Raw genomic sequence first — 12,650 nt, 5'->3', positions numbered from 1 at the left:
TTAGTTATTCTAAAATTTTTTATATTTTTTACCTACAAACTTAATCTTATTTTTCTAGGATTAAAAGAAAAAATTATGAAAGAAATAAATATCTTATGGTTCAAGAAAGATTTAAGAATTTTTGATAATAAAGCTCTCTGCGAGGCTATAAAAGATAATGATATTTTACCTATTTATATTATTGAGTTAGATATTTGGAGACAAAATACTCATTCAGATAGACAATGGCAATTTTGCAAAGAAAGTTTAATAGATTTAAGAAATGCACTTGCTGAGATTGGACAACCATTAATTATCAGGACTGGGAATGTTATTAATATTTTTGATGAAATTAGTTCAACATTTAAAATCAAAGGTATATATAGCCATCAAGAAACCGGCGATTGGCTTACTTATAAAAGAGATCAAAAAGTAAGAGAATGGGCTTTAAGAAAAAATATTATTTGGAAGGAATTTCTACAATTTTCAGTTTTTAGAGGGAATTTAGATAGGAATAATTGGTCTAAAAAATGGCAAGAAAATTCCAAAAAAAACTTACTTAAAGCTCCATTAAGAATTAATTCTATTAACTTTAATATTGGAGAAATACCCTCAGACGAAATTTTTACCTTTAAAAAAGAAACTTGTCCAGGAAGAATGAAAGGTGGAAGAAAGAAAGGTTTAGAGAGAATGCAATACTTCTTTAGTAATAAATTAGATTCTTATTCAAAAGATATATCTAGCCCAGAAAAATCATTTGATAGTTGTACAAGACTATCCCCATATATTTGTTGGGGATGCATTTCATTAAAAGAAATTTTTAAAAAGGCAAATATATCAAAAGAAAATAATTCCAGGATGTTAAAAAGCAGATTAACTTGGCATTGTCATTTTATTCAGAAACTTGAAAGTGAACCAGAACTAGAGTTTAGGGAATTCCATCCTTTTTTTAAAAACATTAGAGAAAAAAATAATGAATTACTTTATTCATGGAGTTCAGGTAATACAGGCTTTCCTTTTATAGATGCATGTATGCGCTCATTAAATTTCAATGGATGGATTAACTTCAGGATGAGAGCTATGTTAATGTCTTTTGCTAGCTATAATTTATGGCTACCATGGCAAGATTCAGGTTCAGAATTAGCAAATAAATTTGTAGATTATGAGCCTGGAATACATTGGAACCAATGCCAAATGCAATCTGGAACTACATCTATCAATACCAATAGAATTTATAATCCTATTAAGCAGGGAAAAGATCATGATCCTCAAGGAAAATTTATAAAAAAATGGATACCAGAATTAAAGGATATATCACTTAATTTCATTCATGAACCATGGCTATTATCTAGATTTAATAAAGAAGAATATGAACAAATTAATTACATAAGACCAATAATTGACATCCCAAATAGCACTAAAACTGCAAAGAAGAAAATTCAGGAAATCACTAAAAAGGATGGATATTGGGATATCTCAAAAGAAATTTATTTAAAACATGGTTCTAGAAAAAGGCTTAGAAAAAATATAAGTAATAAAAAAATTGTTTCTAAAGAAAAGGAAATACAATACGAACTGAAATTAGATTTCTAAATTTAATTGTCAGAAATTTCCAGATTCTTTTTAGTGAAAAGTTAAGTTTTTTAAATTTTGAAATTGAATATATAAATCCACGATGAAGTAATGCAAGCTTTAATGTATTTATTAGAATTTATTAATTATGTCTGAAAGATTTGAATGGGACGATACCAATAGTTCAGGTATATGGTGGAGTACTAATGTAAGTATTAGAGACGAGTGCATTTTGCTTAAAGAAGATACTCAATGCGAAGATTGTGATATCGTCGAACTTCTTAGGAGTATTGCACAAAATATTGAAGAAAATGGCCTTTAATTTTTAAAGGAATATTATCTTTTTTAGAGATTTTGAATTCCTTTTGCAGCTTTTATTAATTCGATAGTAATACCTTTTTCACTCATTGAATGACCAGCATCATTAACAATAATTAATTCAGAATTCTTTAATTTCTTATTTAGATCCCAAGCACTCCTAACAGGACATACAACGTCATACCTCCCTTGAATTATTTTTGTTGGAATCGATTCTATTGCTCTTATATTTTTCAAAATAAAATCATCTTCTAAGAAAATATTATTAATAAAATAATGACATTCGATCCTTGCAAAGGCATCTGAAAAAGAATTAACTTGAGACTTATCAAAATCAAATTTTTTATTTATTAAATGACTAGTTGAGAGTTCCCATTTTGTCCAAGCTGCTGCTGCTTTTGATCTAAGATTTGCATCTGAAGATGTTAGATATTTATAAAAAGAACTTATTAAATCATTTCTTTCTTCTTTTGGTATTACAGAAATATATTCTTCAAATTCATCAGGGAATATCTCACTTGCACCATATTGATAGAACCACAATAATTCAAACTTTCTACATAAAAATATTCCTCTCAAAGTTAAGCTCGTAACTCTTAGGGGATTTTTAATTGCATATATAAGTGAAAGTGTTGAGCCCCAAGATCCACCAAACAAATGCCAACTATCTATTTTTAATAGAATCCTTAATTTCTCAATATCATCAACTAAATGATTAGTCGTATTTTCTTTTAATTCGGAGAAAGGAGTTGAAGAACCGCAACCCCTTTGATCAAATTGTATAATATCAAATTTATCTGGATCAAAGTATCTTCTATATCTTGGTTGACTTCCTCCTCCTGGGCCTCCATGAATAACTAGTATTTTTTTACCATTTGGATTGCCAGATCTTTCCCAATAAATCCTATGAATATTACTTACTTGTAAAAAACCCTTTTCACGAACTTCAATTTTAGGAAACAAGACTTGATCTTTCATTGTGAAATATTTTTAAACACTTAATAAATCCATATTATCCAAAAAGAAGTCTAGTTTAGAAGTAGTTTATTAAAAAAAAAGGACTGGTGGTACAGTCCTTTTTGATATTTGATTTCCTTCTAACAGGATATAAAATTACATATTTTAAAGTCTATTTACTCATAAACCTAGAATACGTGAACTCGGGGATTTCTCTCGATAATTTCAGTCCCTATTGTCGCTAGTAATTATAAAGCGAAGTCTTATCAGACTAATTGATTGAACTTTAATTTTCGAATAATCCCATTCTCAGGAATACGCTTCCTATATTTTGGAATTTGCTAAATTTCAGGCGGACTATCAATCATTTAGATTGCCTCCGAACTCAACATTTATAAATTACTCCTTTTTATATTTTCAGTAAATCCGTAAATATGCTGATTTACTTTTTTCTTAATTTGTAAGAGGATTTTAATGATCCTTTGTTTTTTATAGATAAATATAAAAATCAAAGTCTATAATCCCTTATTTATTCAGATTCATAGAGCAAAATAGATTCAATTATTCTTTTATCACTATCAGAAAGTTTATAATCTTCCAATTTCCACTGAACAAATTTTACACACTCATCTATAGAAGGATTCTTATCCCGGCACTTACGCCACTCTCTAATCCAATCTGCCAAGGCAAAATTTATTTTTGTAGTAAGCATATTTACCAATCAGGGTAATTAAAATCTCCTCCAATAGGTTCTTCATAAAATTCCCCTTCTTTTATACCTTTATCATATTTTTCAATTATCTTTTTATAAGAAGCTATTGAGGGAACTAAATCTCCTATATATATGGGTTCCATTGTAATTGTTATAATAATTTTAGTTATTTATTATTTTATATAAGAATTTAATAAAAAGATTATTAATATGCATTATGGATTTCATCAAAAAGAACAAGATCTTAACACTAATGGCTGTAATTGCAGTTTTATCATTTGCATTAGAAAAAATAGGCATAATACACCCTTAAATTAATTAAGTTTATTTGTAAATACTTCCTAATGAAATAAGTAAACCGATACTATTACTGCAAAAATAAGCAATGGAGATAATAATGTAAAAACTAAAGTTGAAAGATTAATCAGCATAAATTTTAAATAAATACACAAATTTAATAAACATCACTTTTAAGCATTTGCAATAACTAAAATTTAAATTATTACGATATAAAAAAAATTTGAATAAAGAAAGATTTAAAGAAGAATATGAAGAGGGCTCAGACTTACTATGGCCTAGTGATAAAGAAGATAAAATAACTCGGCAATTTTATAAAGATTTATCTAATCTTTCAAAAAACATAAATTTTAGTAAAAAGAAAAAGCTAAAACTTTTTGAACAATTAGTTAGAATAATAAAAGGCAAAGGCTGGGATTAATTAATATTCAAACTAAAATGAAAAATTTAATGATACTAATTAGAAGTTTTTTTCTTTTAAGACCAAGATTTTTATCCACTATATTTTTTATTCCTATTCTTTATGGAATTGGCTGGGCTTTATCTCAGCCACTTTTATTGTTTAATTTTGAAAAAGATAATTTATCTTTAATTGGTACTATTATTACTTTCTTACTTTTTATCTTTTTACTCCCATATTGGTTTTATATCAAACGAAATAAATCAAGTGCTTGGATAATTCTTGGGATAACAAAAGACAAATTCTTGAAAAACTTTTTCAATTTTTCTCAAGGTATTTTACTTGCTTTAGTTTTAATAATTCTAATTCTGGTACCACTATTGCAAAAAAATTATATTTCTTGGATAGGTCAATTCTCGCCAATAATATTGTTAAATTCTATTTTACTGGGATTAGGTGTTGGATTCGCAGAGGAAATAATTTTTAGAGGCTGGTTACTAGAAGAATTAAAATTTGAATATGGTACAAAAATATCAATAGCTTTACAAGCTATAATTTTTAGCTTCGTTCATAATTTATCAAATGAGATCTTTTGGAACATAGTAGGATTACGTTTGGGATTTATTTTACTTGGGATATTTCTATCATTAGTAAAAATTAGAGATAAAGGTTCTTTATGGAATTGCATAGGAATTCATGGAGGACTAGTGGGTATTTGGTTTTTATTAAATAACGGATTAATAGAATTCAAAGAAAATACACCTTCTTTGTTAGCAGGGCCTTTTACGCAAAATATTCCAAACCCAATCGGAAGCTTTAGTGCAATTTTAATATTACTTTTATTATGTATTTTTTATACAGTACGATCAAAAAAGATTTTTACTAAACGTATTAATTAGATATAAATACCGATTGATTTTTGATTAGTAATTGTCAGATTAAAATAAAGCTTAATTCTCATATGAACTTTGAGGCAGGAATAAGATTTATTGTCTTTTTAGTAATTTTTGGAGTTACAAACTATCTAATGATGTTGAGAAGATATGAAAACGACATCAAAAAAAAGAAATATTTACAACAGGAAAAAATTTCCAGGCTATACCCTAAAGGTTCATTTATTTTCTGAAATTAAAAAAGTTTTTGTAAAATCTACTCACCATTTTTTATTAGTTTTTTGCCAACCTTCATTTAACAATTTTTGCCACAATAATCTCGCTTCTTCTATAAAAATTTTTTTTCTAGTTTTCATCAAAGGAGGATTTTCTCCATGTATTCCCATAATAATTCCTTCTTCAATAATCATATAATCAATAGATTTATCAGAATGATCATTATCTTTGTAGAAACGCATCACTCCTACAAAATTGGAGTCTATTAACCAGAAATCATTAGTTGAATTCAATAAACCAAAAATTAAATTAAATTTATCACATGTTTAATTGCAATCTGCGAGGAAAATATTTATTTAGTTTATTCATATTTGATAAGTTTTTTCTTTTTGTCTACTTTTTTTCAATTCGCCACGTTTTTTCTTAACTTCAACTCTTTTCTTTTGTGATGCTTTAGTGGGTTGTGTAGATTTTCTTAATTTAAATGGTTTATTTAAAGCATTTTTTAGGATTGAACTAAATTTCATTAAAGCTAGCTGCCTATTTAATAATTGATTTCTGTGTTCTTGAACCGCTAAACGTAAGCTATTATTCACTAATTTGGTTTTCAAGTTTCTCTTAAGAATTTCTTTCTGATAATCATTTAATACTTTGGAATCTTCTAAATTAAAAATAATCTCTACTCTACTTTCAATTTTATTTACATTTTGTCCTCCAGGACCGGAGGATCTGGAAAATCTCCACTTAATTTCGTTGGATGGTATTACTAATGTTTTAGTAATTTTTAAATCCATTTTTATTTCTTTTTGATTTAGATCTTTAGAATCATTTCCTTAATACTTTAAAACATATCTTGAAATTTGATCGGTAAATACTGGGCGGTTAAGTTAGGTAAACCGAAATTCGGTGTATTTGCCGTATCAATATCTTCGGTATTTATCCTTTCATATTTCAAAGAATCATCAGATATTAAGTTTGTACTAATTCAAAGGTCACTTATGTATTCAATGTTTGATCTTCTTTTTGAAACACCTTCATATCGCCCAGTATATGTTATTTCCGATAGTGAAATGAAGGAGTTAAAGAAAAACCAACATCAAGAAGAGCTTGATGAAATTACAAAACAAAAAGTAAGACTTGAAGATGCTTTTAAAGCTCAACTAAAACATCTTCAAGAGAGAGAAAAAGAAGTAAAAAAAGAACTTAAAGTACTCTCAGCTTCAAAAGATAAATAATTTATTTTTAGAGAAATTATTTTTTCCAAAGACGGTTTTTAACCGTCTTTTTTAATTCTTTTAATCTTAAGGAATCCATTAAATCCACAGATTTTAAAAATATTTTCCATAATTAAAAGATGAATAATAATAAAGAAAAAATAAGAATGTTCTTACCCTTTAGCTGGGTAATTTGTGCAGCAATATCTTTTGCTTATATAAATTCACATTTAATAAATACCTAATTAAGATGTCTTATCCATCAAGAGATGAAATACTTGCATCTTCAAAAGGGTGGATAGCATCTTTTTTAAATTTTCTTCCTGGTTTAGGATCGGGTTACTTATATCAAAGAAGATGGAAACCCTACTTTTTTACCATCACTGCTAGTACTGCATGGTTCGCTTTAGGTTTTTTTTTACAGGGAGATTTAGAACCGTCTCAAATTGAACAAATAATTGGAATTTCTGGTCTTTTTTTTATATCAATAGTTACAATTATAGAAGCCAACTTGGCTTTCAAAAAAGCAAGTAATAAAACAAAAGCTGAAAAAGAGAAAATAATTTCCTCTAAAAAAAATGGATGGTTTAGATAATTCAAAAAATTAAATCTAAAAAAATATTTAATTAGTTCTCAGGTCTTAATTTAAATAAATAATTACCATAAATGATTTTTTTAAAATAAAAAATTTTTTTAACTATAAAAAAATAAAATTTCCTTTTCTTTAAGACCTTCCCATCCAGAGTCTATTAATAATTGATTCAATGTTTCTTTATCAAAATGCTTAGAACCTGTTTTGACGCATCTATTTCTCATTGATTTTTTAACACCGCTCCTTTGTCTTTTATTCTCCTCATCCATAATTTTATTGTATAGATCTAGCATTTTTTTAGGGATTGGAGTACCGTCAAGATCCACTCCATTTTGAATAGCAAGATCAACAGCCTGCATTCCCATTTTCTGCATAAATTTAAAAACAGCTGAAACAATAATAAAACAAAAGTTATTAATCTAAAATTCTTTGAATAATAATTTATTGATTTTGAATTTCTTTAAGTACTCTAATTGCCTCTTTAATGTGTTCAGGACCATTCAATAAATCTCTAAAAATATGTCTAACTATCCCTTTGCGATCAATAACGTAAGTTACCCTACCATCCATAAAGCCTAATACTTTAGGGACTTTAAAAGTTTTCCTAAGAGAGTCATTTGTATCACAAAGTAGTGGATATTGTAATTTATTTTTATTAGCAAATGCCAAATGACTTGAGGTGCTTCCATTACTTACTCCCCAAACTTGCGCTCCTAATACTTTAAATAAGTCATATTTATCTCTAAATCCGCAAACTTCTATAGTGCAACCAGGCGTATCATCTTTTGGATAAAAAAACAAAACGAGGGGATTTTTTAATCCCTTATTTGATCTTTTAACTCCATTTTGATCCAATAAAGAAAATTCTGGAATTTTATCTCCAATTTGCACAACAGTTCTTATAAAATTCCATATTAGAGGTTAATATGTTTTTTTTGTGGCCGCAAAGTAAATAACTGCTATTAAAGTCAGTTTTTTTGTTTTAAAAGATACTAAAAAATTATTGAAATAAACTAAGGTGAATTTATTAATTCAATAATATGGAATTAATAATTTATATTTCTTTATTTCTTATTCTTTTTTTGGGAGTTATTTTTAATTTAAAAATAACTAATTTTAAAAAAGTTAAAGAAATCCGAAACAAAGCTAAAGATTATTCAAAAAAGAATAATTAAATATGTCTTACTAAGGTTAAAATTCAATTTTTTCATTTGGAGTAAATACTGAGCAATATTTTTTTACTAGGTCCTTTGGCTGACTAGTGGAAGAATCCGTTAATTTTAATTTTAGCTTTTCTATAGCCTCATTAGCATTTATCTCACCGAGTCGATATCTTGCACACGTATCCAATACTTTAAACATCTTTGTGGTAACAGCTTCAGCTGGATAACTTAGAAAAAAAAGGTAAAAAACAACAAATAAGTACTTCATTTTTTATAAATAGTAAATATTTAGCGAATAGTTTTAATAATTTAGAAAAAAATTAATTTAGAAAAAGATTAAAATTTAATAGAATGATCTATTTTGGGTTGAATCTAGGGTTTCTATAAAATAATAATAAAAGAAATTAAGATAAAATAAGTGATAATAATAAATAGTCTCGGTGAAAATGAGAAAATTAATAGATAAACATAAAACTCTTATAAATTGGTACCAAAAAAAATTCAAATTGAGTGATTATCAATTACTTTGGTTAGTTTTCTTCAAAGGAGTATTAATAACAATAATATTTTCCAAAATTTTTTAATATTAAAAAAGCTGTCCGAGAATGAAATTTTCACATGATATGACTATATTTAATAGTAGATTTCCTAATAAGTTAAATAGTTATCAGTTATGAATATTTTTGGTGTAGGTTTGCCTGAAGTTACTGTAATACTTATCTTAGCTCTTCTAATTTTTGGTCCAAAAAAGCTTCCAGAATTAGGAAAACAGCTTGGTAAAACTTTGAAAAGTCTTAAAAAAGCGTCGAATGAATTTCAAAATGAAATCGACCAAGTTATGAATGAAGAAGATAAAGATGAATCTCCTAAATCTATAGAAAGCAATCAAACCAATGAAATTAATCAAGAAAAAATAGATTCAGAAAACAGCAAAAAATAATATCTTGGATAGGCCCATAACCCCCATAGACGAATTTGAAAGAGCATTAGATAAAGCAGCTCTTACTAAAGAAGAATATGAATTGATAGACTACATCCGCTATACAAGTGTTTTTACACAACCTAGTCTTATTAAAGATTTAAAAAGGCCATCAAAACCTCCTCTTTTGTCAGTTCTATGTCAAATTTGCAGAAAAATTGGTTCGGAGATGCCAGATCATTTCAAAAAAGTAGTTGAGTGGTCAATTGAAATAAGTGATCACAATACAAAATGGGATGCTCATTTAATTTGCGCAGAAGCATTGAATATAGACAAAATCCCATTAAGTCCTATTCATGGAACAACTTTATTTGATGTTCTTGTTGTACACAAAGAATTATTTCTTGGATTTGAATAAATTAATCATCTAAAGGCACAGAATCAGTATCTATAACTTCCGAATCATCATCCTTATTTATTTTATTTTCAATCCAGTTATTTATATAACTAACTAAAGGCAATGAACCTCTAAAAATAAAAATAGAGGTAGGCAAAGCGCTTAATAAACCAACTACAGGACTTTTAAAAAGTAATCTTCCGGCTTTTATGTTAAATAAAATAATAAGCGCTGAGGGAACTATAACTTTAACTACTGTTTTGAGCGCCTCAAGCCAACCGACACGATATGTCCACCATATTAAAATTATGCCAACTATATAGAGGAATAAGTATGTCATAAAAATAGTATAATGACTATCTATTTATCTTGTTCTTGCTAAGAAAAAGATTTTATAAATTTCTTTAACATCAATCAATCAAATTCTAGTAATGAGTTTTTCTGAAATAAGAAAATTTTTAATTAAGATGCAATCTGATGAAGAATTAAAAAAGCAGGTTACTACATCCTCTACAGCAGATGATGTAGCCCTAATAGGTCAACGCTTAGGTTATGACTTTTCAGGAGATGATCTCTTAAGATTTAGTGGACAAAAAGTTGATAAAGTTACCGTAAGGAAGGTAGATCATCCAGGAGAATACCACTAAATTAAGACTTAACCCATATTGCAAGCCCTCCGCCCCTGCCTCGAGCGCATAACCAATTATCTTTAGTGCTAATTCCTACAAGTGAGAAAAAAGGCATTTTTTTATCTTCTGGTCTTTTTAATTCCTTATTGAATATAGGAAAACTACTAATACTGATTTTCAATTCTTCAAAATAGAAAGCCAATAAAGGTCTAATCCCTTTTAATTCTGCGTTGCCTATAAAAGTAATATTTAATAATCCGAAATTAATTGAATTTTTTATTTCATAATTTATTTGATCCTCTTTTTTTTTACTTATCAATTCGAGTCTTGCCGACAATACTTGGAGAATCGAACTGGGTATATTTTTGATTTCATCTGACTCCTTTCCCCATACATACTTAAACTTCCATATTCCTAACAATTCCTCATATACAATTCCGCTACCATTTTTTTGGGAATTTTTTTCTAATAGTTTTATCTCATTAATATCAGGAAATTGTCTCATAAAAGATTTTAATCTAAGAATAAATACTAAGATAACTTCATAAAAAATGTTTTAAGTTAAAAAATCTCTCCAAAAAGATTTCTTTGTTTCAATATATTTCCAAAAAAACATTTTTTTGACACACATAAGGAACAAGATCTCGTTATTATATTTACATAAAGTAATTAAATTAATGGACTTCATCTCTAAAAGCCAAGGCTACATACCCCTAAAAGCTGTTCCTTACATATTTTTCCTTGCTGTTGTTCTAAGTATTACAACTTCAACTAATACATTTGTCTAAAACTCATTAGTTTTAAGAGAAGAGTAAAGTAAATATTCAATGGACAAATACGATGTTGTAATAGTGGGTAGTGGTATTGGTGGATTATGTTGTGGTTCAATTCTAGCTTTATCAGGCAAAAAAGTTCTTATATGTGAGGCTCATACACAGCCTGGAGGTGTTGCTCACAGTTTCAAAAGGAAAGGTTACACTTTCGAATCAGGTCCTTCATTGTGGAGTGGAATAGGTAAATGGCCAACAACTAATCCCCTAGGGCAAATTCTCAAATTACTTGATGAAGAAGTTGAACTATTTCAATACAAAGGTTGGCAAGTAATTGTCCCAGAAGGCAATTTTAATCTTGATGTGGGGGAAGAACCTTTTAAACAAACAATTAAAACTTTAAGAGGTGAGAAATCTGTTAAAGAATGGGAATCATTTATTTCCGGAATAAAACCTCTTAGCCAAATAATAAATGAAATACCTTTACTCTCATTTTCTCCCGAATCAATAAATTTCTTAGATCTAATAAATTTAACCTCAAAATTTTTACCTAATATCAATCAAATACCAAAAATTAATAAAGGCTTTGGGAATTTAGTTAATAATCATCTAGAGGATCCTTTTCTCAGAAATTGGGTTGATTTATTGAGCTTTTTGATAAGTGGTATGTCAATGCATGATACAAATACAGCTGCGATGGCTACTTTATTTAACGAATGGTTTGAACCAAATTCATACCTTGAATACCCCAAAGGAGGTAGTGAATCCATAGTAAAAGCCTTAATTAATGGATTTAAAAAAAATGGAGGAGAATTAATTCTTTCTTCGAGAGTAAAGACAATTAACTTCAATAAAAATTTAGCGACAGGTATAACTCTTAATAATGGTTCTAGTTATACTTGTGAATCTGTTGTCACGAATACTGATGTTTGGAATTTAAAAAAGTTAATTCCAAATGAAATTTCAAAAAAATGGAATACAAAAGTTTTGTACCCTAATAAATGTGATTCTTTCCTTCATATACATCTAGGTTTTGATGCTGATGGTCTTGAAAATTTGCCAATACATGCAATACATGTTGATAATTGGGAAAAAGGTATAACCGCAGAAAGAAATATAGCTGTATTTTCAATCCCATCTGTTTTAGATAAAAATATGGCCCCTGAAGGAAAACATGTTCTTCATGGATATACTCCCGCAAATGAACCTTGGGAAATTTGGGAAAACCTAAATCCAAAGGAACTAGAATATAGAAATTTGAAAGAAGAAAGATGTTCAATATTCCTTAATGCAGTGCGAAAATTCATCCCTGATATAGATGAAAGGATTGATTTAAAGATGCTAGGAACCCCAATCACTCATAAAAAATTCACAAATACCTATTGCGGTAGTTACGGCCCTGCATTATCTGCAGCAAAAGGTCTTTTCCCAGGCTGCAAAACTCCAGTGAAAAATTTATTTACTTGCGGTGCAAGTACATTTCCAGGTATTGGAATTCCTGCTGTTTCGGCAAGCGGCGCTTACGCAGCTGAAAAAATTATTGGTAAAAAAGAATTTAAAACTCTTCTTAAGAAAATAAATTTATGAATCAAGTTCTTTTTATAACTCTACAAATACTTAGT

General features: G+C 28.1%; 20 protein-coding genes. 10 read left to right on the top strand and 10 right to left on the bottom strand.

What is annotated here, in order from left to right; genetic code table 11:
• Window positions 1-75: 75 nt before the first annotated feature.
• Together JJ844_05575 and JJ844_05570 are read left to right on the top strand one after the other, a co-directional pair.
• A complete protein-coding gene (locus tag JJ844_05575; protein MBO6975142.1) occupies window positions 76-1,572 on the top strand; it encodes a deoxyribodipyrimidine photo-lyase in 1,497 nt (498 codons plus the stop codon).
• A 127-nt stretch (window positions 1,573-1,699) separates the two neighbouring features.
• Window positions 1,700-1,873 (top strand): hypothetical protein, encoded by a 174-nt coding sequence (locus tag JJ844_05570; protein MBO6975141.1) that lies wholly within the window; start codon window positions 1,700-1,702, stop codon window positions 1,871-1,873.
• Between the two features lie 23 nt (window positions 1,874-1,896).
• Here the strand turns inward: JJ844_05570 and pip are convergent, their stop codons facing one another.
• The 3 genes from pip to JJ844_05555 all read right to left on the bottom strand — a co-directional run bounded on the left by pip (window position 1,897) and on the right by JJ844_05555 (window position 3,681).
• Entirely contained in the window at window positions 1,897-2,847 is a 951-nt protein-coding gene (gene pip / locus JJ844_05565; GenBank protein ID MBO6975140.1) for a prolyl aminopeptidase, read from the bottom strand.
• A gap of 508 nt (window positions 2,848-3,355) precedes the next feature.
• A complete protein-coding gene (locus JJ844_05560; protein ID MBO6975139.1) occupies window positions 3,356-3,538 on the bottom strand; it encodes a hypothetical protein in 183 nt (60 codons plus the stop codon).
• A gap of 2 nt (window positions 3,539-3,540) precedes the next feature.
• Window positions 3,541-3,681 carry a hypothetical protein gene (locus JJ844_05555; GenBank protein ID MBO6975138.1) on the bottom strand — a complete coding sequence of 47 codons (141 nt, stop codon included), beginning with the start codon at window positions 3,679-3,681 and terminating at the stop codon, window positions 3,541-3,543.
• Window positions 3,682-4,058: 377 nt separating this feature from the next.
• On the opposite strand from JJ844_05555, the gene JJ844_05550 reads away from it, so the two are divergent.
• Together JJ844_05550 and JJ844_05545 are read left to right on the top strand one after the other, a co-directional pair.
• Window positions 4,059-4,256, top strand: coding sequence for a hypothetical protein (locus tag JJ844_05550; GenBank protein ID MBO6975137.1), 198 nt, complete (start codon window positions 4,059-4,061; stop codon window positions 4,254-4,256).
• A 17-nt stretch (window positions 4,257-4,273) separates the two neighbouring features.
• A complete protein-coding gene (locus JJ844_05545; GenBank protein MBO6975136.1) occupies window positions 4,274-5,134 on the top strand; it encodes a CPBP family intramembrane metalloprotease in 861 nt (286 codons plus the stop codon).
• A gap of 254 nt (window positions 5,135-5,388) precedes the next feature.
• Here JJ844_05545 and JJ844_05540 read toward each other — a convergent pair whose 3' ends face one another.
• Window positions 5,389-5,637 (bottom strand): DUF1651 domain-containing protein, encoded by a 249-nt coding sequence (locus tag JJ844_05540; GenBank protein ID MBO6975135.1) that lies wholly within the window; start codon window positions 5,635-5,637, stop codon window positions 5,389-5,391.
• 72 nt (window positions 5,638-5,709) lie between these two features.
• A complete protein-coding gene (gene arfB, locus JJ844_05535) occupies window positions 5,710-6,138 on the bottom strand; it encodes an aminoacyl-tRNA hydrolase (protein ID MBO6975134.1) in 429 nt (142 codons plus the stop codon).
• 204 nt (window positions 6,139-6,342) lie between these two features.
• On the opposite strand from arfB, the gene JJ844_05530 reads away from it, so the two are divergent.
• Both JJ844_05530 and JJ844_05525 read left to right on the top strand, forming a co-directional pair.
• Window positions 6,343-6,579: a hypothetical protein gene (locus JJ844_05530; GenBank protein ID MBO6975133.1), complete on the top strand. Its 237-nt coding sequence runs from the start codon at window positions 6,343-6,345 to the stop codon at window positions 6,577-6,579.
• A gap of 229 nt (window positions 6,580-6,808) precedes the next feature.
• A complete protein-coding gene (locus JJ844_05525; protein MBO6975132.1) occupies window positions 6,809-7,153 on the top strand; it encodes a hypothetical protein in 345 nt (114 codons plus the stop codon).
• Window positions 7,154-7,251: 98 nt separating this feature from the next.
• Here the strand turns inward: JJ844_05525 and JJ844_05520 are convergent, their stop codons facing one another.
• From JJ844_05520 to JJ844_05510, 3 genes are all read right to left on the bottom strand, one after another.
• The gene (locus JJ844_05520; protein MBO6975131.1) at window positions 7,252-7,524 is read right to left on the bottom strand and encodes a DUF4090 family protein; all 273 of its coding nucleotides are present in this window, start codon (window positions 7,522-7,524) and stop codon (window positions 7,252-7,254) included.
• A 67-nt stretch (window positions 7,525-7,591) separates the two neighbouring features.
• Window positions 7,592-8,041: a peroxiredoxin gene (locus JJ844_05515; GenBank protein MBO6975130.1), complete on the bottom strand. Its 450-nt coding sequence runs from the start codon at window positions 8,039-8,041 to the stop codon at window positions 7,592-7,594.
• Window positions 8,042-8,341: 300 nt separating this feature from the next.
• Window positions 8,342-8,581 carry a non-structural protein (NS2)-like protein gene (locus JJ844_05510; GenBank protein MBO6975129.1) on the bottom strand — a complete coding sequence of 80 codons (240 nt, stop codon included), beginning with the start codon at window positions 8,579-8,581 and terminating at the stop codon, window positions 8,342-8,344.
• 405 nt (window positions 8,582-8,986) lie between these two features.
• Here JJ844_05510 and JJ844_05505 point away from each other — a divergent pair, with 405 nt between their 5' ends.
• Both JJ844_05505 and JJ844_05500 read left to right on the top strand, forming a co-directional pair.
• Window positions 8,987-9,253 (top strand): TatA/E family twin arginine-targeting protein translocase, encoded by a 267-nt coding sequence (locus JJ844_05505; protein MBO6975128.1) that lies wholly within the window; start codon window positions 8,987-8,989, stop codon window positions 9,251-9,253.
• Window positions 9,254-9,257: 4 nt separating this feature from the next.
• Complete coding sequence (locus tag JJ844_05500; protein MBO6975127.1) at window positions 9,258-9,650, top strand: hypothetical protein; 393 nt, start codon at window positions 9,258-9,260, stop codon at window positions 9,648-9,650.
• Window position 9,651: 1 nt separating this feature from the next.
• On the opposite strand, the gene JJ844_05495 is transcribed toward JJ844_05500, so the two are convergent.
• On the bottom strand, window positions 9,652-9,969 hold the full coding sequence (locus JJ844_05495; protein MBO6975126.1) for a hypothetical protein: 318 nt from the start codon (window positions 9,967-9,969) through the stop codon (window positions 9,652-9,654).
• A gap of 91 nt (window positions 9,970-10,060) precedes the next feature.
• Here JJ844_05495 and JJ844_05490 point away from each other — a divergent pair, with 91 nt between their 5' ends.
• Window positions 10,061-10,276, top strand: a complete 216-nt coding sequence (locus JJ844_05490; protein MBO6975125.1) for a Nif11-like leader peptide family natural product precursor — start codon at window positions 10,061-10,063, stop codon at window positions 10,274-10,276.
• A gap of 1 nt (window position 10,277) precedes the next feature.
• On the opposite strand, the gene JJ844_05485 is transcribed toward JJ844_05490, so the two are convergent.
• A complete protein-coding gene (locus JJ844_05485; GenBank protein ID MBO6975124.1) occupies window positions 10,278-10,763 on the bottom strand; it encodes a hypothetical protein in 486 nt (161 codons plus the stop codon).
• A gap of 322 nt (window positions 10,764-11,085) precedes the next feature.
• On the opposite strand from JJ844_05485, the gene JJ844_05480 reads away from it, so the two are divergent.
• Complete coding sequence (locus JJ844_05480; protein MBO6975123.1) at window positions 11,086-12,615, top strand: NAD(P)/FAD-dependent oxidoreductase; 1,530 nt, start codon at window positions 11,086-11,088, stop codon at window positions 12,613-12,615.
• The last annotated feature ends 35 nt before the right edge of the window (window positions 12,616-12,650 follow it).

The sequence above is a fragment of the Prochlorococcus marinus CUG1435 genome (assembly GCA_017644375.1).
Taxonomy (GTDB): Bacteria; Cyanobacteriota; Cyanobacteriia; order PCC-6307; family Cyanobiaceae; genus Prochlorococcus_A; species Prochlorococcus_A marinus_AH.
The sequence above is the reverse complement of the archived record's forward strand: the minus strand, read 5'-3'. Positions and strand labels throughout refer to the sequence as shown.